The following is a 21,438-nucleotide window of genomic DNA, read 5'->3' as shown; positions in this document are numbered from 1 at the left end:
GCAGGTGATCCGCTAGGCCACGGCGAAATCGTCCGTGACCTGGGCGAGCACCGCCCGCAGCCCGTCGGCCGTCTCCCGGCCGGCGGGCCGCAGCGGCGCCCGGACCGGGCCCGCCGGCAGCCCGAGCGTGGCCAGCAGCGCCTTCGCGGTGACCGTGCCGGGCAGGCCCGCCGCCATCATCGCCTCGATCAGCGGCATGGCCCGCCGCGTCAGCCCGGCCGCCCCCGCCGTGTCGCCGCCGTCGAACGCGTCGAGCACGGCCCGCATCAGGCCCGGCACGACGTTCGCCACCGTGCTGACGCACCCGGCCGCGCCGATCGCGTACAGCGCGAGGACGTACTCGTCGCAGCCCGCGTAGTACGCCAACTCCGTCCGGGCCAGCACCTTTTGCGTACCGAGCAGGTCGTACGCGCAGTCCTTCACCGCCATGATCCGCGGATGCCCCGCGAGCCGGATCATCGTCTCCGGCTCGATCCGCGTCCCGGTGCGTCCCGGGATGTCGTACAGCATGAGCGGCAGCCCCGATGCGTCCGCGATCTCCCGGAAGTGCGCCTCGACCGCGTCCTGCGGAGGCCTGCTGTAGTACGGCGCGACCACCAACAGCCCGTCCGCGCCCGCCTTCTCGGCCGCCAGGGCCAGTTCCACGGTGTGCCGGGTGTCGGCGGTCCCCACCCCCGCCACGATCGACGCCCGGTCGCCCACCGCCTCCCGTACCGCCCGCACCAGCGTGGCCTTCTCGGCGTCCGACGTGGTCGGCGACTCGCCCGTCGTCCCGGAGAGCACCAGCCCGTCGCACCCCTCGGCCACCAGCCACCCGGCGAGCCGCTGCGCGCCCTCGACATCCAGCGCGCCCTCCCGCGTGAACGGCGTGACCATCGCGCAGAGGGCACGGCCGAAGGGAGGAGCGGGTCGCGCCGGGTGCGGGCCGGCGGTGACGGCCGGGGCAGGGGGGACGGGCGTCGCGGGAGTGGTCCTCGGAACGGTCATGAACGTAGTCTCGGCCACTCCATTGTGAAGCTCCACTTAAATCTTCTACGAGATGTCGTCAACGAGTGCTACGTCGTCGGGGTGTGGGGATGAGCGAGGCACTGGTGCCAAACCGGGGCGTCATGGGTCACCATGGCCTGAACGGCAGTCGTCGGCACAGCGGGAGGCGTCATGAGGCTCGGCAAGGCACTCGCCACCGGAGTCGCGGAGGAACAGGTCCACGCACACGAGGAAACGGCGGAAATCCCCGACCTCGTCGAGGAGCCGGAGGCTGCCTCCGTGCCCGAAGAGGTTCCGGCCGGCCGATGAGGCTGCGGCTCCCCGAGGAACGCCCGGCGGAGCCTCCGACCGGATACAAGATCGCCCACCCGGTGCTGTCCCAGGACGGCACCCGGGCCGGGTTCACCGGCGTATCGCTGGGTGGTGCCCTGCCCTACGGAGTGGTGGACGAGGCGCGCTGTGTCTACGGACGGCGGCACCGCGCCCCGCACCGCCGCTGCGACTGCGGCTTCCACTGCGTGCACGAGTCCGCCGTCGCCGAGGCGATGCTGTGCACCGCCGAACACCGGGCCGCCGTTCTCCTCGAAGTCTCCGTCCTCGGCGCCTACATCCGCTTCGAGCGGGGATTCCGCTACGCCCGTCAGCGGGTGCGCAGCGCCGACGTCGGTCCCTGCGGCTGCGGCGCCGTGGCCGCGGCGCTGGCCGATGCCGGCTGGGGGCGTCCGGGCTGGCGCGCCCTGACGGCGGCGTGCGCGGGCTGCGTACACGGCCGTACGTCGCTCTCGCTCGCCTCCTTCGCGCGGCTGGCCGGTGAGGGTCTGCGGGTCCGGGCCGCAGGCCGCCCCGTGGCCGGCGTCGAAGGTCCTGGGGGCGCCACGGCCGGTCCCGGGGGTGCCATGACCGGTCTCGGCGGTGCCGCGGCCGGCCTCGGGGTGGCCGAGCTGGTCGCGGAGGCCGCTCTGCTCCAGGCCCGACTCGACTGGTTCCAGAGCCAGTTGGGCCAGTTGCACGACCGGGGAACCCAGGGGTAGCGCGCGCCGGGCCGGGTAATCGAAGGAGCCGGAGGGGAATGACGCGGCGGCGGACCGGATGCCGGTCCGCCGCCGCGTCGTACGCACCCCGCCGGCCCTCTCCTCACACCCGCTCGGCGGTGTCCCGGCCGGCCTCGGCACGCGTCGGCGCGATCCCTGTCTCCACCTTCTCCCGGGCCGCGCGCAACGCCCGCAGACGAGGCGGCCACTTGCGGGTGTCGCGCGGTTCGACGTAGGGCTCCTCGGTCGGGGGCCGGCCGTGGGTGATGGCGCGCTGGCGGGCCAGTTCCGCGTCGAACTCCAGTCCCAGGAGGATGGCGAGGTTGGTGAGCCAGAGCCAGACGAGGAAGACGATGGCGCCCGCGAGCGTTCCGTACGTCTTGTTGTACGAGCCGTAGCCGGCGGCGTAGACGGCGAATCCCGCGGACGCGGTCAGCCAGGCCAGGGTGGCGAGGACGCTGCCTGCGCTGAACCAACGGAAGCCGCGGCCGGAGACGTTGGGCGCCGCCCAGTACAGCAGCCCGATCATCAGTTCCACGAACACCAGCAGGACAGGCCACTTGACGATCGACCACGTGGTGATCACCGCGCCACCGAGCCCGAACGCGGTACCGGCGCGTTCGGCCAGCGGTCCGGTGAAGACCACGATGATCGCGCTCCCGGTGAGGAGCAGCATCAGCGTGACGGTGAGCGCCAGCCTGAGCGGCGTGACCTTCCAGACCGGACGGCCCTCCGGCAGGTCGTACACGGCGTTGGACGCACGGATGAACGCGCCGACGTACCCGGACGCGGACCACAGCGCCGCGAGCAGCCCGACGATCGCCAGCACCCCGCCCGTACCGCCGCTGTGCGCCAGCTGCGTCACCGCGTCACGCAGGATGTCGCGTGCCGGGCCCGGCGCCAAGTCCCCCACGTTGTCGAGGAGTCTGTCCGTGACGCGCTGCCCCATGACACCCAGGAGGGAGACCACCACCAGCAGTGCGGGGAACAGTGACAGTACGCCGTAGTAGGTCAATGCCGCCGCGCGGTCGGCGAGTTCGTCGTCGCGGAACTCCTTCACCGTGCGCCAGGCCACGGAGCACCACGCTCGCGCGGTCAGCCTGACGGGACCGTCCTTCCCGCCGGGCCCCGCCGTCCGCGTGCCCGTGCCTGTGCCCGTACTCGTCCTGATGCCGGTGCTCGTGCCCGCGTCCGCGTCCGTGACCGGGTCCGGAAGAGCGCGCTGCTTCGATTCCGGTCGCTTCTCGTCCATGACCGCCGTCTTGCCCGGATCCGGCTCCTGAAGCCCGCCGGGAGCGCCCGGGCCGCTCCGGAACACGGGCCTTCTTGAACTCCGGCCCCGTGGCCACCGACGATTCGAATCGTCTGGACAAGAAAAGTTTTCGGTGGGAGGCTGGAGTCATGTTGGACGTGACCGTGATCGAGGACGCCGAGGCCGCCGCCGTGTCGCTGGACCCCATACGGGCCCGGCTGCTCGCCGAGCTGGCCGCCGGGCCCGCGTCGGCCGCCATGCTGGCCGGCAAGGTCGGCCTGCCCCGGCAGAAGGTGAACTACCACCTCAAGACCCTGGAGCGGCACGGCCTGGTCGAGCTGGCGGGCGAGCGCCGCAAGGGGAACGTCACCGAGCGGATGATGCGCGCGACCGCGGCGTCGTACGTCATCTCGCCCCAGGCGCTGGCCGCCGTACAGCCCGATCCGGACCGTTTCCGGGACCAGCTGTCCGCCCGCTGGCTCCTCGCGCTCGGCGCCCGGCTCGTCCGGGACGTCGGCCTTCTGGTCACCGGAGCCGCGAAGGCCCGTAAGCGGCTTGCGACGTACGCGCTCGACGGCGAGGTGACCTTCGCCTCGGCGGCCGACCGTGCCGCGTTCATCGAGGAGCTGACGGCCGGGGTGAGCGCGCTCATCCGCAAGTACCACGACGGGGACGCGGAGGCAGGGCGCCCGCACCGGATCGTCGTCGCCGTCCACCCCACGGTCAAACCCGAAGCCGTGGCCGGAGCCGTGGCACGGACCGAAGCCGAACCCGAACCCGAACCCGGAGCCGCGGCAGAACCCGAAGCTGCGGCGCGGACCGAAGCCGTGGAGGCCCCCGGGGGCCCCGAAACCACCCACTGATCAGCCAGGAGTCATCATCATGCCCAAGGAATTCGAGGTCGCCCGCGAGTACGAGGTCGACGTTCCGCCCAGCCGGGTGTGGGACGCGATCACCAGCGGCAGCGGCGGCTGGCTGTGGCCCATGGAGTACGAGCCGCGCGAGGGCGGGGCCGGCCCCTTCGGCAGCACCATCACCACCTGGGACCCGCCGCACCGGCTGACCGTGCGCACCGAGGACGTCGGGTTCCCGACGCAGAGCCTCAACCAGATCGACCACACCATCGAGCCCCGCGACGACGGCCGCAGTTCCTGGGTCCGGTACGTGCACAGCGGCATCTTCACCGACGACTGGGACAACCAGTACGACGGAGCCGACAAGCACACCGACTTCTACCTGCACACCCTGCGCGAGTACGTGACCCACTTCGCGGGCCGGCCGGTGGCCTTCGCGACCTTCGACGGGCCCGGCGTGTCCGCGGACTCCGACGCCTTCGCGGCCGTCGGAAGGGAGCTCGGCCTCTCGGACGACACCGCCGGGGGCGCGACGGTGCGGGCGAAGGGACCCGGCGGCGAGGACTTCGACGCCGTACTCGACTACCGCAACCCGTACTTCATCGGGCTGCGCACCGACAGTGCGCTCATCCGCTTCTTCGGGCGAGGCCGCTGGGGTGCGCCGGTCGGCATGAGCGTCCACGACTTCGCGCCCGGCGCCGACGCCAAGGCCAACGAGACCGCCTGGAAGGGCTGGCTCGACGGGGTCTTCGCGGGCTGACCCGCCCGTCGGCACTCCGTGCAGGCGAAGAGCCCGGCCCCCCGGACGACGGGGCCGGGCTCTCGCGTACCGGAGCGACTACGGACGGAACCGCAGCACCTGCGGGTCGTGGTCGCTGATCTGGTCGGAGAACTCCGAGTTGATGTGCACGCTGTCGTACTCCAGCCCGCAGTCCTTGCGGATCGACGGGCTGACCAGGATCTGGTCGAGAACCTGGGCGTTGCCCTGGTAGTCGTACGTGTAACGCTCGCTCTTCGGCAGCGACTTGATCGCCGACCAGAGCTCGCCGTCGCCCTCCAGGATCTTGGCCGTGTCGGAGAACTCGAAGTCGTTGATGTCGCCGAGCGTGATGACGTCGGCGTTCTTCTGCGACTTCAGGATCTCGTCGACGAAGGCGTTCACCGCGGTCGCCTGGGCGTGCCGCTGGACCTCCGAGCTGCGCGTCGGCGGCTGGTACTGCGCCGTCAGCCCCTGGTCACCGCCCTTGGAGTTGAGGTGGTTGGCGATCACGAAGACCGTGTGGCCGCGGAAGACGAACTCGCCCGCGAGCGGCTTGCGGCTGCTCTTCCAGGCCTCGTTCGCCGGGTCGACGCGGCCGGGCGACGCGGTGAGCTGCGTCTTGCCGTGCACCTTGGTGACCCCGACGGCGGTCGTCGAGTCGCCGCCCGCGCGGTCGGTGAAGGAGACCCGCTCGGGGTTGAAGAGGAAGACTTGGCGGATGTTGCCGCCGGGCTCGCCGCCGTCCTGGTCGTTGACCGGGTCGATGGAACGCCAGTCGTACGCCGGGCCGCCCGCCGCGGTGATCGCGGCGATGAGCTTCTGGACCGTCTGGGCGGCGGAGACCGTGCCGTCGTCCGTCGCGCCGTTGTCGTCCTGGATCTCCTCCAGGGACACGATGTCGGGCGACTTCAGATTGTTCACGATCGCGGACGCGTGGGCGTCGAACGTGGCGTCGCCCGGGTCCAGGTTCTCGACGTTGTACGTCGCCACCGCCAGCTCGCCGCGCGACTGCTTCCGCGTCGTTTCGCGCTCCAGGCCGCCCTTCTCCAGGGTGCCCAGCTGGTTGGCGACGAGGGTGTAGCCGCCGAACTGGTTGTAGTCGAGCGGACCCGCCGTGGTGCCGGTGAGCTTGTCGCCGACGTTCGCGGTCGGGAAGTCGGCGGTCGCGCCGAGGGACTGGATCTGTATCCGGCCGGTGTTCTGCGAGGTGTACGAGCCGTACACCGTGCCGCCGCGGTGGGTGGCGTGCTCGCGCGGCTTCACCGTGACCCACAGCTCCGTGTACGGGTCGGTGGCGGTGACCACCCGGGCGTCGGCGACCTGGACGGTCGTGCCCTCGAGGGACTCGTAGTAGTCCAGGGCGTAGTTCGCCGGCTCCAGGGTGAGGGCGTTCACCGAACCGCCCGCGGCGGTGTCGCCGGTGGGGGCGTAGGTGTTCGGCACGGACCTGGCGTCGACGACCGTCGCGGCCGGGACGGCGTTGTCACTGGAGACGACGGTGACCGTCGGCTTGGTGACCTCGGTGACCGACTGGTTGCCGGTGGAGACGCCGCCCGGGACGTACTCCGAGACCGTGCCCGTCACCGTGACCGAGTCGCCGACGGCGGCCTTGGGGGCGGAGCTGGTGAAGACGAAGACGCCCTCACTGGTGGCGGGGTCGGCGTCCGGGGTGGGGTCCTGGTACCAGAAGCCCTTGGACGAACCGTATGTCCGCACGCCGGTGACGATGCCGGGCACGTCCGTGACCTTCGTGCCCGCGAGGGGGGAGGTCCGGGTGGTGCCCTGGATGTCGTGGATGTGGACGGTGTCCGCCTGGGCCGGTGTGGTGAGCACAACGGCGGAGACGGTGGAACAGACCGCGGCGACGGTCAGCGCGCCGATGCGCGCGGTTCTCTTGCTCGGCAAGGGAATCCCTCCGGGGACGTTCGTGAGCGCCGGGACGAGGGTGGACTGGTGGGGGGAGCGCGACCTGCTTGCGGGCCAGTGACGCGCGTAGAAGAGTCTGGCCGTAAGGCTGTTGAACTTCTACGCGCGTCAATCTCGTGTGTGACAGGGGGAGTTGTCAAGGTTTCGACGGTGTACGAGACCTGTCGGACACATGAACCGGGCGGCATGGGTGGAAATCCGTCTAGGCTGAGCAGTCGGCACGGATTTCCCGGGCCGCCCCCGGGCCTCGGGCCCGCCGGCGCCCGGCGGGATCCGGCGCACGCCGTGACCGATGGTGTTCGGAGGAGAACTCAGCCGATGTCAGACAGCTCTTCCCTGCCGCCCGTGCAACTGCACTCCGAGGCGCGGCTGGCACGGGACGCACTCGCCGCGCCGCTGCTCTCCCGCGCCGCGCGGCTGGCCCGCTGGGCAGGCCCCGCCACCCGAGTCGGCGCCGGAGGCGAACTCGTCGAGGAACAGCTTCCCGAGGCGGCCGGAGTCCTCGGCCTGACCGGTGACGAAGCGGCCGCCCTCGCCGGTGAGGCCTGGCGGGTGGCCGTCGACACCGGGCTCGTCGAGATCGTGGACGAGGAGGACGAGGCGGAGGGCACCGTCACCCAGGGGGAGGACCTCGCCCTGCTCACCTCCGGCGCCCCGCAGGACGTCCTCGGCTTCTGGCTCGGCGCCCTCGACGTCGTGCTGGCCGACGCGAGCGTGCCCGACCTCGGCGGTCTCGTCGACGCCATGGACGAGGAGGGCGAGATCGACCTCTCCTCGCTGGACTGGGACCCGGACGCGGAGTCCGCGCTCCTCGACGGGGTGCTCGGCAACCTGTATCTGCTGACCGTCGGCGAGGACGCGCTCGGCGAGGTGCCGGTGCCGCTGCCCGCGCTCGCCGCCTCGGTGATCCTCCCCGACGACATGGGGGAGCCCACCGACGACGTCCTGGAGCAGGTCTCGGACGCCATGATGCGGCTCGACGAGCAGTTCAGGCTGCTGGAACCCATCGGACTCGTCGAGTACCAGCCGGTCGACGAGGCCCTGATGGCGGAAGCCGCCGAGGAGCCGGCCCCCGCGGACGACATGGACGTGTCACGGTACGGGGTGGTGCGCCTGACACCGCTCGGTCTGTACGGACTGCGCGCCCGGCTGATCGAGGCGGGCTTCTCCGCCCCCGCGGTCGGCGAGCTGACCGACAAGGGCGCGGACACACTGCTGGACGGCACGGTCGGCTTCCCTCCGACCGCCGCCCAGGCCGAGATCGAGCAGTGGCTCGCCCGGCGTGAACCGCTCCCCGCCGCGCGGGAGTTGCTCTCCGCGGCGCGTGGCGCGGACCCGAACGCCCCGCTGCGCCGCCTGCACTGCCAGCAGGCACTCGCGCTCGTCGGCACGGAGGCCGAGCCGGCGCTGCGCGAGGTGCTCGACGACGCCGAACTGGGCGGTCTCGCGCGGGTCTGGCTCTCCGAGCGCGGCGCGCCCGACGTGCCTCCGCCGTCCGAGGCGATGGTCTTCTGGCTGACCATCGACACGGTGGCGGCACAGCTCGCCGCGGAGGGGAACTCCGCGGAGCTCCAGTCCCTGGTCGAGGGCCTGGCCCGGCAGCACAGCGGCTTCTTCGACACGGCCTGGCGGGTCGATCACCCCGCCGCCCCGGACGTCCTGGAGGCCATGGGCCGTCTGCACCCCGACAAGAGGGTCGCCAAGGAGGCCCGCAAGGCGGCGTTCAAGGCCCGGTCGCAGCAGGGAGTGTGACACCGCCGGTGAGGTGACTCGGTCACCGTGTACCCGGAGCCTTGTGTTCGGGGCCGTTTGTCCGGCGCCGTCTGCCGGGCGCTGTGTGTCGTGTGCCGGGCCCGTGTGCCTGGCCTGGGCGGGTCGCTCCCCGGAGCGGCCCGTTCCGTACGCCGGTCGATTGGATTCACGCAAGCGGGCCCTCGGAAGTCGGCGCGCGTTCAACTCGTGTTCAGGGGAGGGCGGGACGGTGTGGCCGCGATCCGAGGTCGCCAGCCGCCCCCCCCAAGACAGTTCGAGTCCACCGTCACAGGAGACATCACATGTCGCTCTCTCGCAGGGACTTCGCCAGGCAGTCCGCGATCACCGGTGCAGGCGTGGCCCTGATCGGCAGCGTGGGCGCCCTTGCCACCGCCCCCAACGCGCTCGCCGCCACGGAGACGGAGACCGGGGGCGCGGGTGAGGACTCGGCGGAGTCCCGCCACGGCGGCGTCGGCTACGGCCCGCTCGTCACCGATCCCAAAGGCCTCCTCGCGCTGCCCGCCGGGTTCTCCTACCGCGTCATCACCCACAGCGGCAAGACCAAGCTGGAGTCGGGCGAGTTCACGCCCTCCAACCACGACGGAACGTCCACCTTCGAGGGCCCGCGCGGCGCCACCCTCCTGGTCAACAACCACGAGCTGGCCGGCCCCCGCGCCAACTGGCCCTACCCGGTGCCGCTCACCGAAGGCCTCGTCTACGACCCCGCCGCCGCGGGCGGCTGCACGGTCGTCGAGGTGCGCCGGGACAAGGTCGCCGAATGGGTCGGCATCGCCGGCACGGCCACCAACTGCGCGGGCGGCAACACCCCTTGGGGCACCTGGCTCACCTGCGAGGAGACCGAGGACAAGGCCGGCACCAACGGCTTCACCAAGAACCACGGCTACGTCTTCGAGGTCGACCCCGAGGACCGCCGCCGCAACCGGAACCCCAAGCCGATCAAGGCGCTCGGCCGCTACGCGCACGAGGCCGTCGTCGTCGACCCCAAGCGTGACCGCCTCTACCTCACCGAGGACGCCTCGAACCCCAACGGCCTGCTGTACCGCTGGACGCCCCCGCAGGGCTTCGAGCACGGCCACGGAAAGCTCCGCACCCTCGCCGACGACGCCGGGTCGCTCCAGGCCTTCAAGTGCTTCGACTCCGGCGGCAAGTTCGTCGACGACCTCTCCCGTGCCACGAAGATCGGCACCGTGTACGGCGTGGACTGGGTCGACGTCACGGACCGTGATGCCAGGACCGTGTCCGTCCGCAAGCAGTTCACCGCCGGTCAGGTCACCCGCGCCCGCAAGCTCGAGGGCATGTGGTGGAGCGACGGCGGCGTCTACATCGTCTCCTCCTACGCCCGCACCGAGAGCCCCGGCCAGGCGCACGACGGAGCGGTCTGGTTCTACGACCCCAAGCGCCGCACCCTGACGCTGAAGGTCCTCATCGGCGTGAACCCCGACCCGTCCGTCGACGGCGCCTTCGACGGCCCCGACAACATCACCGTCTCCCCGTACGGCGGCCTCGTCATCGCCGAGGACGGCGAGGGCGTCCAGCACCTCTTCGGCGCCACCGAGAGCGGCCGTACGTACCCGATCGCCCGCAACGAGCTGAACATCGGCACCGCCGAGGCGCCGGAATACAGCGAGTTCACCGGCGTCACCTTCTCGCCCGACGGCCGGACCCTCTACGCCAACATCCAGGTGCCGGGCATCATGCTCGCCATCACCGGCCCCTGGAAGCGCCAGAAGCGCGGCTGAACTCCTGTCGTTTCCCCGGCGATTTAATTCGCTCGCCCGACGCGCGGCCGCCCTCCTAAAGTGATGCCTGTCCAGGTGCGAAGGCAGGACCTACTTCCACTCATAATGGGGCGGCCGCGGGTTCGAGTCCCGCCACCGGTACAACGCGCCGGTGTAGCTCAGGGGTTAGAGCACCTACGTCGGTTCAGCCGAACCTGAACTCTGGACACCACAACTTCATGCACCTCCCGGTGCGCGGGCCGCGGCTACTTCTCTTCCAAAGAATCCATGCCGCGGCCGACTTGATCTCGGGAGGCGCAGCTCATGGTGGGTGCCCGGTGCGCAGGCAACGGTTACTTCTATTTGGGATCAGAGGGTTGCGGGTTCAAATCCCGTCATCGACTTCGGGTCGGTGTAGCTCAACGGTAGAGCATCTGCGCAAGTCCGTCGCCGACTTCTGACCTCGGGCACCCTCCATTTGCTGTGTCTCCCTCCGAAACGCGACGTCATCGTCGTAGAAAGAATTCGGGGGAATTCACCATGGCACGCTTCAACACCAAGGCCGCGAAGGCCCAGCCCACTTCTCGCGTGACGTCCACCGGCCGTGTGCTGCGGACGCACCAGGGCGGCCGGGGCCAGGAGCGCGACGCGCGCTCCGAGCTCTTCCTCCTGGCGATCGCCAACTTCGTCTCGCAGCAGACCTTCTACGAGACCGGCGAGGCCCGCGACGACCGGTTCGCCGCCCTCGTGCGCGAGCTCGCCGTCTCCGACCCGTCCTGGACCGCCGGACTGCTGGGCTGGCTGCGCGGAGAGGGAAACCTGCGCACGGCCGCGCTCGTGGGCGCCGCCGAGTACGTGAAGGCGCGCCTGGACGCGGGCGCCACCGACGGTCCGGCCAACCGGCAGGTCGTCGCCTCCGTACTGCGCCGGCCGGACGAGCCGGGCGAGCTGCTCGCCTACTGGACCTCCCGGTACGGCCGCAACGTGCCCAAGCCCGTCAAGCGGGGCATCGCCGACGCCGTACGACGTCTCTACCACGGCAAGTCGCTGCTGAAGTACGACACCGCGTCCAAGGGGTACCGCTTCGGCGACGTCCTCAACCTCGTCCACGCGGCGCCGGACCCGGACAAGTCCTGGCAGGGCGACCTGTTCCAGTACGCGCTGGACCGGCGCCACAACCCGGACACGGCCGTCGTCCCCACGTCGCTGCCCGTGCTGGCCGCCCACCGTGACCTCATGACGCTGCGGCCCGCCGAGCGGCGCGAGGTCGTGACCGGTGCGCAGGGGGCGCGGCGCCTGGCTGACGCGGGGATGACCTGGGAGGCGCTGGCGGGCTGGCTTCAGGGGCCGATGGACAAGGCGGCCTGGGAGGCCGTCATTCCGTCCATGGGCGCCATGGCGCTCGTCCGCAACCTGCGCAACTTCGACGAGGCCGGCGTCAGCGACGAGGTGGCGGCACAGGTCGCCGCGAAGATCAGTGACCCGGCGGAGGTCGCGCGCTCGCGGCAGTTCCCGTTCCGCTACCTCGCGGCCTACCGGCACGCGCCGTCGCTGCGCTGGTCGTACCCGCTGGAGCAGGCGCTCGGTCACTCGCTGGCCAACGTGCCCGCGCTGCCCGGCCGGACCCTGGTGCTCGTGGACCGTTCGGGCTCGATGTTCTACTCGCGTCTGTCGGAGCGTTCCGAGCTCAACCGGGCCGACGCGGCGGCGATCTTCGGCACGGCGCTCGCGCTGCGGGCGGCGGACGCGGATCTCGTCGAGTTCGGCACCACCAGCAAGCGGGTGAAGTTCCGCGAGGGCGAGTCGGTGCTCAAGGTCATCGAGCGGTTCGGCGACCTCGGCGGCACCAACACCAGCGAGGCGGTCCGCGCGCACTACAAGAAGCACGACCGGGTCCTCATCGTCACCGACGAGCAGGCCGCGTACAGCCACTACGGCGACCCGACCCAGCAGGTCCCGGCGCACATCCCGGTCTACACCTGGAACCTCGCCGGATACCGCGCGGGCCACGGCCCCTCGGGGAAGGGCAACCGGCACACGTTCGGGGGGCTCTCGGACGCGGCTTTCCGGATGGTTCCGCTTCTGGAGTCGGCGCGGGACGCGGACTGGCCGTGGGGCCAGGCCGGCTGAGGGGTGAGGCCCTCGGGTCCGGGACAGGGGCGCGGCCCGTACTTCGGTACGGGCCGCGCCCCCGTGCGTGCCGGGTCCGGCGGGACCGGCCTCTCAAGCCCCGCGTTCGCGTGCGGTGCCGGTGATCACGAACGCCGACAGCACCAGTGCGGTCAGGGCGATCAGGGAACCGGCGCCGAACGCGCGGGCCGAGCCCTCGGTGAGGATCTCCGGCGGTGAGCCGCGGGAGTGCCGGGTCGCCGTGCCGAAGACGGTGACCAGGACGGAGAGTCCGAGGGTGCCGCCGAGCCACTGGAGGGTCTGGAGCAGTCCGGACGCGGATCCCGCCTCACGCGGTCCGACACCCGCGAGGATGGTGGCGTTCAGCGGCAGGAAGCTCAGGCCGACGCCCAGCCCCATCACCAGCAACGGGCCCAGCAGGCCGGCGAGGTAGCCGTCGCCGGGCTCCAGTCGCCACAGCCAGGCGCCCGCGACGGCGATCAGGGACATGCCTGACAGCAGGACGGGCTTGGCGCCGAAGCGCTGGAGCAGTCGTGGCACGAGACGCACGGTCGTGAACATCACCAGAGTCATCGGCAGGAAGGCGAACCCCGTGCGCAACGGGCTGTATCCGAGGGCCTGTTGGCAGAACAGGGTGAGGAAGTAGAACGCGCCGAACATGCCGGCGGGCAGGAGCAGGACACCGGCGTAACCGCCCGCCCGGTTGCGGTCGGCGAAGAGACGCAGCGGCATGATCGGCTGCTCCGCGCGCGTCTCCACCAGGAGGAAGCCGACGAGCAGGGCCGCCGCCGTGCTGAAGCCCAGCATCGCCTGGGTGTCGCTCCAGCCCCGCTCCGAGACCCGGATGAACGCGTAGACCAGCGAGGCCGTGCCCGCCGTGCCGGTGAGCGCCCCCGCCGCGTCGAAGCGGCCCGCGTGGCGCGGGGTCTCGGTGACGAAGCGCGGCAGGGCGCCGGCGACGGCGATGCCGATCGGCACGTTGATCAGCAGGGACCAGCGCCAGGACGCCCACGACGTGAGCAGACCGCCGAGGACCAGGCCGACCGACGCGCCGATCCCGGCCATCGAGGAGTAGACGCCGAGGGCGTGGTGGCGGCGGGGGCCCTCGGGGAAACCGGTCGTGATGAGGGCGAGGGTGCTGGGAGCGATGAGTGCGGCGCCCACGCCCTGGAGCGCACGGGCCGCGAGCAGCCAGGAGCTCTCGGTTGCGAGGCCGCCGAGCAGGGAGGCGGCGGCGAAGAGGAGGGCGCCGGCGGTGAGGGTGCGACGGCGGCCCGCGATGTCGCCGATCCGGCCGCCGAGGAGGAGAAGGCCGCCGAAGGCGAGGGTGTAGGTGTTGAGGACCCAGGACAGGCCGGTGGGGGTGAAGCCGAGGTCCCGCTGGACGTCCGGCAGGGCGACGTTGACGACGGTGGAGTCGATTCCGACCATCAGATAGGCCGTCACGATGACGAGGAGGGCGGTGGTGCCGGTCTCGTCCGCGGGGCGGAGTCGGCTCGGGCGTAAGCCGGCTGACGGGCTGTCGGGGGCGGGGGTGCCGGTGGGCATGGAGTTCTCCTGGTCCGACGTCCCCGGTACGGTGCGAGTGGGCAGCACGGACTGCCCGCGAAATAAGCGGGGACTGTCTCCGTTTAACCCTCGCCAAGATACGGAGAGGGTCCCCGGTTCGCAAGGAGTATCTGAATGGCCCAGGTGAAGCCGATGCGGGCGGATGCGCGGCGGAACTATGAGCGGCTCCTCGCGGAGGCGGCGGTCGCGTTCGCCGAGCACGGGGAAGGCGCGTCTCTGGACGACATCGCCAAGCGGGCCGGCGTGGGATCCGGGACGCTGTACCGGCACTTTCCCACCCGGCAGGCGCTGCTCGAAGCGGTCTACGTGGACACCATCGAGGCGATCGCCGTGCGCGCGGACGAGATCGCGGCGGAGCTGCCGCCGGGGGAGGCGCTCGTGGAATGGCTCAACGAGCTGAGCCTCGGGATGATCCAGGTGCGTGGGCTGAAGGCGCTGCTCGGGTCGGCCGTCGCGGACGGGAGTTCCGAGCTGCTGGACCGGTGCGGGGCCTTTGTGAAGGGGGCGGCGGCGCGGCTGGTCGAGGCGGCTCAGCGCGAGGGGACCCTGCGGACCGATGTGGAGCCGATCGACGTGCTGCGGCTGGCGCACGGGGTGGCCACCGCGTCGGAGCTCGGGAGTGGCGACGGGGCGTACATCCGTCGGTATCTCTTGTTGTTGACGGAGGGGTTGCGGGCGTAGCCCTCCGGGGGGCACCGGGGGCGGGGGCGGCCCGGTGGGGGTGGGCCGGGGCCGTGCCGGTTCGCTGCGCCGGCGTTCGCGGGTGCCGGTTCGCTGCGCCGGCGTTCGCGGGTGCGGGTTCGCTGCGCTGGCGTTCGCGGGTGCGGGTTCGCTGCGCTGGCGTTCGCGGGTGCGGTGTGGCTCCGGTGGGTGGGGCGGGGCCGTGCCGGTACATCCGCCCGTCGCCGTTGGATCAGACCTCAGTCCGGGAGGGAGCCGCTGCTCGATCCGGGCGTAAGCGACGGGCATGTGATGTACCGGCACGGCCCCTTCCGTGCGTTCCCGACTGCGGGTGCGTCGTGGCCGGGCTGTGGGTTCGGGTGGCCTCCGGCCCGGCTGCGGGTGGGGTGTGGTCCGGGTGTCAGAGGGACTCTGCTGCCGGTTTCACCATGCCGCGGACCGTGCGGGACTTGACGAAGTTGCCCATGGCCGTCATGTCCCACTCGCCGGAGAACTGCTTGATCAGCTTGGCCATCATGACGCCCGTCTGGGCCTCGGCGCTGGTGAGGTCGAAGCGGACGAGCTCCTCGCCGCTGGCGGCGTCGATGAGGCGGCAGTAGGCCTTGGCCACCTCGGTGAACTTCTGGCCGGAGAAGGAGTTGACCGTGAAGACCAGACCGGTGACCTCCTGGGGGAGACGGCCGAGGTCGACGGTGATCACCTCGTCGTCCCCGCCGCCCTCGCCCGTGAGGTTGTCGCCGGAGTGCTTGATCGCGCCGTTCACGATCGAGAGCTTGCCGAAGTAGCAGCTGTCGATGTGGTTGCGCTGCGGGCCGTACGCGATGACCGAGGCGTCCAGGTCGATGTCCTTGCCGCGGAAGGCGGGTTCCCAGCCGAGGCCCATCTGGACCTTGGAGAGGAGCGGGGCGCCGCCCTTGACCAGGGACACCGTCTGGTTCTTCTGGAGGCTGACCCGGCCCTTGTCGAGGTTGATCTTGCCGGTGGCCGGAGGCGCGGGGGGCATGGGCGGGACCGGGGGAGCGGCCGGGGGCCGGGGAGCGGCGAGGCGGGGGTCCGGGGCCGGCGGCTGCGCCGCGGGGGCGGGCTGTGCGGCCGGGGCGGGTTCCTCCACGCTCACGCCGAAGTCGGTGGCGATGCCCGCCAGGCCGTTCGCGTAGCCCTGGCCGACCGCGCGGGCCTTCCAGGCGCCGTTGCGGAGGTAGACCTCGACGATCACGAGGGCTGTTTCCGTGCCCAGCTGGGGAGGGGTGAAGGTGGCCAGGACCGTGTTGTCGTCCGCGTTGCGGATCGTCGCGGTGGGCTCGATGCCCTGGAACGACTGGCCCGCGGCGTCGGGGCTCGCGGTGACGACGATCTTCTCGATGCCCGGGGGGACCGCGGTGGTGTCGACCGTGATCGCGTCCGGCGCCGTGCCGCCGCCGGAGCGGTAGGTCACGCCGGGGCCGGTGGGCTGGTTGTAGAAGATGAAGTCCTCGTCGGAGCGCACCTTGCCGTCGGCGGTGAGCAGCAGGCTCGACACGTCGAGCCGCACCGGGGCGGTGACGTCCACCGTCACGCGCGAGACGGGGAGAGGGATGTTCGAGCCGGGGGTCATAGCTGTCATGCCTGGGGTAACGAGCGGAGGCGCTTTACCGTTCCCTTACCCAACGGGTGAGTTGCGGGGCCATGTCCTCCTTCGCCCCCGACGCTCGGATTCGCTCCTGGTGGGTGCGTGAAGGAAGTCCTCGGAGGTCTGGGCGGAGCCCCGGTCGCAGGCGACGCTCGCGCGGTACCGCATCACTCCTTCGGTGGACGGATCGAACATCGGGATGAATTCGCTGTCCCCCTGGAGAGTGACGCGGGGCTTTGTCGATCTTGGTCGCATGCCGACGGGGAAGGGATGCCTCGGTCCGAACGATCAGCGGTGTCCGCGCGGGCGCCGCACGTCAGAAGTGGAGTCGGCCTTGACCTCCGTACCGAACGGAACCTGTGTGATCACCCGTCCCGGCGAGCAGATGCTCACCATGGAGCGAGGGTCGTCGGAGCCCAAGACGGCTGTTGTGCTGCTGCCGCCCACCGGCAATCCCGGCGAGCAGGAGTGGCAGCTGGAGAATCTCGGCAACGGCAACTGCACGATGCGCAACCTCAGGAGCGGGACGTATCTGTCCTTCGACTCCGATCCGGAGGTGAACAAGCCGATCGCCGGGTTCCCCGAAGCGCGCGAATGGGCGCTCTACCAGAGCGCGCAGCCGGGCATCTTCCACATCGTCGTCCCCGGAGGCCCCGTCGACGGCCAGGAGCTGGCCCTCGACCTCAGCCTGCTGCGGATCTTCCCGCCCAGGCTCGCCCTGCGGCCGCTCGACGTCGGCAACGCACGCCAGGCATGGATGTTCCAGCCCATGGAGTAGCGGCGTGAACCAGGTGCCCGGGCCGGCGACCGGCCCGGGCACCGGCCACGGCTCGCGTGCCTCGGTTCGCGTGCTCCGGTTCACGAAGCCACTGTCCGAGGGCTCCGGCCACGTGATGTCTCCCAGGGCGCTGCATCAGCACTTCCCGGGGCACTACTCGGGTACGACGACGATCTTGCGTCCCACGCCCGACGCGAACTGTTCCAGTGCCTCGGGATAGCTCGTCAGGGGGAGGCGGTCGCTGATGAGGACCGACGGGTCGAGGACACCCGCCGCGAAGAGTTCCGCTGCGCGTTCGAAGCTGTGGAGGACGGCCATCGAGCCGGTGATGGTGATCTCCTGGTTGTAGACGCGGTACGGGTCGATGGTGACCCGGGCCGCGTAGTCGGCCACGCCGAACTGGAGGAAGGTGCCCGCCTTCGCCACCCGGTCCAGGCCGTCCTGGATCGCCGCCGCGTTTCCGGTCGCGTCGACGACCACGTCCCAGCCCTGGGGGCGGTCCAGCTCGTCGGCGTTCGCCGCGGACGCGGAGACGCCGAGCAGCCGGGCGGTGGCCAGCCGGTCGGGGTTCACGTCGACGACGTCCACGCTCGCCGCGCCGGTGCGCTTGGCGAGTTCCAGCATCATCAGGCCCATCGTTCCGGAGCCGTAGACCAGGACGTGGGCGCCGAGCCGGGACCGCAGGACGTCGTAGCCGCGGACGGCGCAGGACAGCGGTTCGATCAGGGCCGCGTCCTGGGTGGCGACGTGCTCGGGGAGCTTCACGCAGTTGGCGACGGGGGCGGTCGCGTACTGGGCGGCGCCGCCCGCGGTGGTCACGCCGATCGCGGCCCACCGCTCGCAGAGGTTGTTGTGGCCCGTACGGCAGTAACGGCACTCGTGGCAGTACAGGGACGGGTCGACGGCCACCCGGTCGCCGACCGCGAGCTCCGTGACCCGGGTGCCGACGCCGACCACCTCGCCCGCGAACTCGTGGCCCGGCACGATCGGCAGCTTCGGCGCGAACTCGCCCTGGAGGATGTGCAGATCGGTGCCGCACAGGCCGCAGGCGGCGACCTCGACCACGACCTCGCGGGAACCCGGCGTCGGGTCGGGGACCTCGGCGACGACGGCGCGGCCCACGGACTCGATGACTGCGGCCTTCATTTCACGGCTCCCAACGACAGGCCCTGGACCAGTTTGTCCTGGGCGGCGAACCCCGCGGCGAGCACCGGCAGGGAGACGACGAGCGACGCGGCGCACACCTTCGCCAGGAACAGTCCCTGGCTGGTGATGAATCCGGTCAGGAAGACGGGGGCGGTCCCGGCGACCACACCCGTGAGCACCCGGGCGAAGAGCAGTTCGTTCCAGCTGAAGATGAAGCAGATCAGGGCCGTCGCCGCGATGCCGGGGAGGGCTATGGGGGCGACGACGCGGGCCAGGATTGTCGGCAGCCGGGCGCCGTCGATCTGCGCGGCCTCGATCACCGCGACCGGCACCTCGGCGAGGAACGACTGCATCATCCACACCGCGATCGGCAGGTTCATGGAGGTGTAGAGGATGACCAGCAGCCAGATGTTGTCGAGCAGGCCGGTGTTCTTGGCGAAGAGGTAGATGGGCAGGAGGCCCGCCACGACCGGCAGCATCTTCGTCGACAGGAAGAAGAACAGGACGTCCGTCCACTTCTTCACCGGGCGGATCGAGAGGGCGTACGCGGCGGGGAGGGCCAGCAGCAGGACGAGGAGGGTGGAGGCCACCGACGCCACGGTGGAGTTGATCAGCGCGGGCCAGGGGCTCGCGCCGCCGCCCGTGCCGAAGAACTCCCGGTAGCCGTCGAGGGTCAGGGCCGCGCCGAAGGCGGGCGGGTTCTTCGCCGCGTCCGGTTCGGAGTGGAAGGACGTCAGGGCCATCCAGGCGATCGGCAGGAAGAACACGATGCCGAGTGCCCAGGCCGCCAAGCTGAGGCCGGCGCCCCTGGTGCGGCGGGGGCGGGCGGGTGTCGCGGTGGCGCTCATCAGCGGGATCCCTCCTCGCGGAACAGGGACGACACCACGCGCAGGGCGAAGGTCGCGATGACGATGGAGCCGATCACCACCAGGACACCCGCGGCGGAGGCGAGGCCGTTCTCGTGGGCCTGGTAGAAGCTCTGGTACACGGTGTAGGGCAGGTTGGCGGTGCCCAGGCCGCCGGAGGTGAGCGTGAAGACCGCGTCGAAGTTCTGCACGATGTAGATCGAGCCCAGCAGGGCCCCCAGTTCGAGATAGCGGCGCAGGTGGGGGAGGGTGAGGTGGCGGAAGACCTGCCAGTCGTTCGCGCCGTCCACGCGCGCCGCCTCGAGCTGCTGGTGGTCGCGGCTCTGCAGGCCGGCGAGCAGGATCAGCATCATGAACGGTGTCCACTGCCAGACCAGGGACGCCTCGACCGCGAGCAGCGGGGTGTTCGAGATCCAGTCGGGCTGCGGGCCGCCGACGTAGTGCAACAGGCCGTTCAGTAGGCCGTATTCGGGGTTGAAGAGCACGTGTTTCCACAGCAGGGCGGCGGCGACCGGGACCACCAGGAACGGTGCGATCAACAAGGTGCGGACGATGCCGCGCCCCCGGAACCTGCGGTCGAGGAGCAGGGCCAGGACCAGCCCCAGGACGAGGCTGACCAGGACGACGGTGACGGTCAGCAGGATCGTCGTCCCGACGGAGTGCCGCAGGTCGGCGTCGGTCAGCACGTCCGTGTAGTTGCCGAGGCCGGTGAAGTGGCGGGCCTTCGGGTAGAGGGCGTTCCAGTCGAAGAACGAGATCACCAGCGTGGCCACGAACGGCAGTTGGGTCACCGCGATCATGAAGATCAGGGCCGGGAGCAGCGGTCCGCGTCGGGCCCAGGCGCGCAGCCGGGCCGACGGTTGTCCGTGGGTGCGTACGGGTGGAGCGGCCACGCGGGCCGTTGTCGTGGCGGTCATCGGCCCTCGTACTCCTTGGAGATCTTCTCGGCGAGTTTCTGGGACTTGTTCAGCGCCGAGTCGACGGACTGGCGTCCGGCGATGGCCGCGCTGATCTCCTGCGAGACCTTGGTGCCGAGGTCGGTGAACTCGGGGATGCCGACGAACTGGATGCCGGGCGCGGGGCGGGGCTGGACGCCGGGGTCACGCGGCCGGGCGCCCTCGATGGCCGCGCGGGTCATGTCCTGGAAGGCCGCGGCCTCTTTGACGTAGGCGGCGTTCGTGTACGTCGAGGCGCGCTTGCCCGCGGGGACGTTCGACCAGCCGGTGGTGTCCCCGACCAGTTGCTCGTATCCCTTGCCGGAGGCCCAGGAGACGAACTTCCAGGCCTTGTCCGGGTTGTGCGAGGCCTTCTGGAGTCCCCAGGCCCAGGTGTAGAGCCAGCCGGAGGACCCGGTCTTCTCGACCGGTGCGGGCACGTAGCCGAGCTTGCCCTTGACCGGGGAGTCCTTGGCCTCCAGCAGGCCCGCGGCGGAGGTGGCGTCGTACCACATGGCGGTCTTGCCCTGGGTCATGTTGTTGAGGCACTCGGCGAAGCCGGACTGGGCGGCGCCGGACTCGCCGTGCTCGCGTACGAGGTTCACGTAGAACCTGGTGGCCTTCTCGAACTCGGGGGAGTCCAGGCGCGCTTTCCAGTCCTTGTCGAACCAGGTGCCGCCGAAGGTGTTCACCACGGTGGTGAGCGGGGCCATGACCTCGCCCCAGCCGGGCAGTCCGCGCAGGCAGATGCCCTTCATGCCGGACTCGGCGCCGTCCGCCTTCGCCGCGAGGTCGCCGACCTGCTGCCAGGTGGGGTGCGCGGGCATCTTCAGGCCCTTCGCGGCGAACACGTCCTTGCGGTACATCAGGAACGACGATTCGCCGTAGAACGGCTGCCCGTAGAGCTTTCCGTCGGCGGCGGTGAGCGACTGCCGCATGGGTTTCAGGATGTCCCGCTCGTCGTACGCGCTGTCCTCGCGCACGTACGAGTCCATCTCGTGCAGCCAGCCGTTGCGGGCGTAGATCGGTATCTCGTAGTTGGACAGCGTGGCGACGTCGTACTGGCCGGCCTGGTTGGCGAAGTCCTGGCTGATCTTGTCGCGGACGTCGTTCTCCGGCAGGACGGTGAAGTTCACCTCGATGCCGGTCTCCCGGGTGAAGTGGGCCCTGGTGAGTTTCTGCAGCTCGACCATCTGCGGGTTGTTGACCATCAGGACGTTGATGGAGTTCCCGCCGGAGCCCGTCCCGCCCGCTCCGGTCCAGCAGCCGGAGAGGAGCGGGGTGAGCAGCGTCCCTGCGGCGGCCGCGACGAGCAGTGCGCGCGGCCTCCGTCGGCTCGGGGTTCGCATGGATCACTCCTGGAGGAAGGGGGGGAAGGGGGGAAGGGAGGAAAGGGAGGGACAAGGGGGGCGCGGGGCATGGG

The 21,438-nt window shown here is 70.9% G+C and carries 18 protein-coding genes; 9 read left to right on the top strand and 9 right to left on the bottom strand.

Annotated elements, in window-relative coordinates:
* Positions 1-12: 12 nt before the first annotated feature.
* Entirely contained in the window at positions 13-987 is a 975-nt protein-coding gene (gene dapA, locus OG410_RS11270) for a 4-hydroxy-tetrahydrodipicolinate synthase (RefSeq protein WP_329298996.1), read from the bottom strand.
* Between the two features lie 171 nt (positions 988-1,158).
* Here dapA and OG410_RS11265 point away from each other — a divergent pair, with 171 nt between their 5' ends.
* Both OG410_RS11265 and OG410_RS11260 read left to right on the top strand, forming a co-directional pair.
* Positions 1,159-1,296 carry a hypothetical protein gene (locus OG410_RS11265; protein ID WP_328668428.1) on the top strand — a complete coding sequence of 46 codons (138 nt, stop codon included), beginning with the start codon at positions 1,159-1,161 and terminating at the stop codon, positions 1,294-1,296.
* Positions 1,293-2,018: a hypothetical protein gene (locus tag OG410_RS11260; RefSeq protein WP_329298995.1), complete on the top strand. Its 726-nt coding sequence runs from the start codon at positions 1,293-1,295 to the stop codon at positions 2,016-2,018. Before OG410_RS11265 ends, OG410_RS11260 begins: the two co-directional genes overlap by 4 nt.
* A gap of 103 nt (positions 2,019-2,121) precedes the next feature.
* On the opposite strand, the gene OG410_RS11255 is transcribed toward OG410_RS11260, so the two are convergent.
* Positions 2,122-3,270 (bottom strand): YihY/virulence factor BrkB family protein, encoded by a 1,149-nt coding sequence (locus OG410_RS11255; RefSeq protein WP_329298994.1) that lies wholly within the window; start codon positions 3,268-3,270, stop codon positions 2,122-2,124.
* A gap of 149 nt (positions 3,271-3,419) precedes the next feature.
* Here OG410_RS11255 and OG410_RS11250 point away from each other — a divergent pair, with 149 nt between their 5' ends.
* Entirely contained in the window at positions 3,420-4,133 is a 714-nt protein-coding gene (locus tag OG410_RS11250; RefSeq protein WP_329298993.1) for an ArsR/SmtB family transcription factor, read from the top strand.
* Positions 4,134-4,152: 19 nt separating this feature from the next.
* Complete coding sequence (locus OG410_RS11245; RefSeq protein WP_329298992.1) at positions 4,153-4,884, top strand: SRPBCC family protein; 732 nt, start codon at positions 4,153-4,155, stop codon at positions 4,882-4,884.
* Between the two features lie 78 nt (positions 4,885-4,962).
* On the opposite strand, the gene OG410_RS11240 is transcribed toward OG410_RS11245, so the two are convergent.
* Positions 4,963-6,789, bottom strand: coding sequence for an endonuclease/exonuclease/phosphatase family protein (locus OG410_RS11240; RefSeq protein ID WP_329298991.1), 1,827 nt, complete (start codon positions 6,787-6,789; stop codon positions 4,963-4,965).
* A gap of 339 nt (positions 6,790-7,128) precedes the next feature.
* Between OG410_RS11240 and OG410_RS11235 the strand changes: the two genes are divergently transcribed.
* The 3 genes from OG410_RS11235 to OG410_RS11225 all read left to right on the top strand — a co-directional run bounded on the left by OG410_RS11235 (position 7,129) and on the right by OG410_RS11225 (position 12,431).
* Positions 7,129-8,562: a hypothetical protein gene (locus OG410_RS11235; RefSeq protein WP_329298990.1), complete on the top strand. Its 1,434-nt coding sequence runs from the start codon at positions 7,129-7,131 to the stop codon at positions 8,560-8,562.
* Between the two features lie 302 nt (positions 8,563-8,864).
* Complete coding sequence (locus tag OG410_RS11230) at positions 8,865-10,322, top strand: alkaline phosphatase PhoX (protein WP_329298989.1); 1,458 nt, start codon at positions 8,865-8,867, stop codon at positions 10,320-10,322.
* A 519-nt stretch (positions 10,323-10,841) separates the two neighbouring features.
* Entirely contained in the window at positions 10,842-12,431 is a 1,590-nt protein-coding gene (locus tag OG410_RS11225) for a TROVE domain-containing protein (RefSeq protein ID WP_329298988.1), read from the top strand.
* Positions 12,432-12,524: 93 nt separating this feature from the next.
* Here the strand turns inward: OG410_RS11225 and OG410_RS11220 are convergent, their stop codons facing one another.
* Positions 12,525-13,979, bottom strand: coding sequence for an MFS transporter (locus tag OG410_RS11220; RefSeq protein WP_329298987.1), 1,455 nt, complete (start codon positions 13,977-13,979; stop codon positions 12,525-12,527).
* A gap of 135 nt (positions 13,980-14,114) precedes the next feature.
* Here OG410_RS11220 and OG410_RS11215 point away from each other — a divergent pair, with 135 nt between their 5' ends.
* Entirely contained in the window at positions 14,115-14,681 is a 567-nt protein-coding gene (locus OG410_RS11215) for a TetR/AcrR family transcriptional regulator (protein WP_326788495.1), read from the top strand.
* A gap of 400 nt (positions 14,682-15,081) precedes the next feature.
* Here the strand turns inward: OG410_RS11215 and OG410_RS11210 are convergent, their stop codons facing one another.
* Positions 15,082-16,275 (bottom strand): TerD family protein, encoded by a 1,194-nt coding sequence (locus OG410_RS11210; protein WP_329304088.1) that lies wholly within the window; start codon positions 16,273-16,275, stop codon positions 15,082-15,084.
* Between the two features lie 349 nt (positions 16,276-16,624).
* Between OG410_RS11210 and OG410_RS11205 the strand changes: the two genes are divergently transcribed.
* Complete coding sequence (locus tag OG410_RS11205; protein WP_329298986.1) at positions 16,625-17,068, top strand: RICIN domain-containing protein; 444 nt, start codon at positions 16,625-16,627, stop codon at positions 17,066-17,068.
* A gap of 153 nt (positions 17,069-17,221) precedes the next feature.
* On the opposite strand, the gene OG410_RS11200 is transcribed toward OG410_RS11205, so the two are convergent.
* From OG410_RS11200 to OG410_RS11185, 4 genes are read right to left on the bottom strand one after another with little or no spacing between them, the layout of a single operon-like run.
* Positions 17,222-18,214 (bottom strand): zinc-dependent alcohol dehydrogenase family protein, encoded by a 993-nt coding sequence (locus OG410_RS11200; protein WP_329298985.1) that lies wholly within the window; start codon positions 18,212-18,214, stop codon positions 17,222-17,224.
* Entirely contained in the window at positions 18,211-19,062 is an 852-nt protein-coding gene (locus OG410_RS11195; RefSeq protein WP_329298984.1) for a carbohydrate ABC transporter permease, read from the bottom strand. Before OG410_RS11195 ends, OG410_RS11200 begins: the two co-directional genes overlap by 4 nt.
* Positions 19,062-19,997 (bottom strand): carbohydrate ABC transporter permease, encoded by a 936-nt coding sequence (locus OG410_RS11190; protein WP_329298983.1) that lies wholly within the window; start codon positions 19,995-19,997, stop codon positions 19,062-19,064. The genes OG410_RS11195 and OG410_RS11190 overlap by 1 nt, the downstream gene beginning before the upstream one ends.
* The gene (locus OG410_RS11185) at positions 19,994-21,364 is read right to left on the bottom strand and encodes an ABC transporter substrate-binding protein (protein WP_329298982.1); all 1,371 of its coding nucleotides are present in this window, start codon (positions 21,362-21,364) and stop codon (positions 19,994-19,996) included. Before OG410_RS11185 ends, OG410_RS11190 begins: the two co-directional genes overlap by 4 nt.
* Between the last annotated feature and the right edge of the window lie 74 nt (positions 21,365-21,438).

The sequence above is a fragment of the Streptomyces sp. NBC_00659 genome (assembly GCF_036226925.1).
GTDB lineage: Bacteria > Actinomycetota > Actinomycetes > Streptomycetales > Streptomycetaceae > Streptomyces.
Note: the sequence above shows the minus strand (reverse complement) of the source record. Positions and strands in the feature narration are given on the sequence as shown.

Bases quoted from the DNA above. Each gene is read 5' to 3' on its own strand.
- OG410_RS11265 (WP_328668428.1), top strand. From the start codon at position 1,159: ATGAGGCTCGGCAAGGCACTCGCCACCGGAGTCGCGGAGGAACAGGTC.
- OG410_RS11215 (WP_326788495.1), top strand. From the start codon at position 14,115: ATGGCCCAGGTGAAGCCGATGCGGGCGGATGCGCGGCGGAACTATGAG.
- OG410_RS11210 (WP_329304088.1), bottom strand. From the start codon at position 16,275: ATGACCCCCGGCTCGAACATCCCTCTCCCCGTCTCGCGCGTGACGGTG.
- dapA (WP_329298996.1), bottom strand. From the start codon at position 987: ATGACCGTTCCGAGGACCACTCCCGCGACGCCCGTCCCCCCTGCCCCG.
- OG410_RS11250 (WP_329298993.1), top strand. From the start codon at position 3,420: ATGTTGGACGTGACCGTGATCGAGGACGCCGAGGCCGCCGCCGTGTCG.
- OG410_RS11185 (WP_329298982.1), bottom strand. From the start codon at position 21,364: ATGCGAACCCCGAGCCGACGGAGGCCGCGCGCACTGCTCGTCGCGGCC.
- OG410_RS11200 (WP_329298985.1), bottom strand. From the start codon at position 18,214: ATGAAGGCCGCAGTCATCGAGTCCGTGGGCCGCGCCGTCGTCGCCGAG.
- OG410_RS11235 (WP_329298990.1), top strand. From the start codon at position 7,129: ATGTCAGACAGCTCTTCCCTGCCGCCCGTGCAACTGCACTCCGAGGCG.
- OG410_RS11255 (WP_329298994.1), bottom strand. From the start codon at position 3,270: ATGGACGAGAAGCGACCGGAATCGAAGCAGCGCGCTCTTCCGGACCCG.
- OG410_RS11220 (WP_329298987.1), bottom strand. From the start codon at position 13,979: ATGCCCACCGGCACCCCCGCCCCCGACAGCCCGTCAGCCGGCTTACGC.
- OG410_RS11230 (WP_329298989.1), top strand. From the start codon at position 8,865: ATGTCGCTCTCTCGCAGGGACTTCGCCAGGCAGTCCGCGATCACCGGT.
- OG410_RS11245 (WP_329298992.1), top strand. From the start codon at position 4,153: ATGCCCAAGGAATTCGAGGTCGCCCGCGAGTACGAGGTCGACGTTCCG.
- OG410_RS11190 (WP_329298983.1), bottom strand. From the start codon at position 19,997: ATGACCGCCACGACAACGGCCCGCGTGGCCGCTCCACCCGTACGCACC.
- OG410_RS11225 (WP_329298988.1), top strand. From the start codon at position 10,842: ATGGCACGCTTCAACACCAAGGCCGCGAAGGCCCAGCCCACTTCTCGC.
- OG410_RS11260 (WP_329298995.1), top strand. From the start codon at position 1,293: ATGAGGCTGCGGCTCCCCGAGGAACGCCCGGCGGAGCCTCCGACCGGA.
- OG410_RS11195 (WP_329298984.1), bottom strand. From the start codon at position 19,062: ATGAGCGCCACCGCGACACCCGCCCGCCCCCGCCGCACCAGGGGCGCC.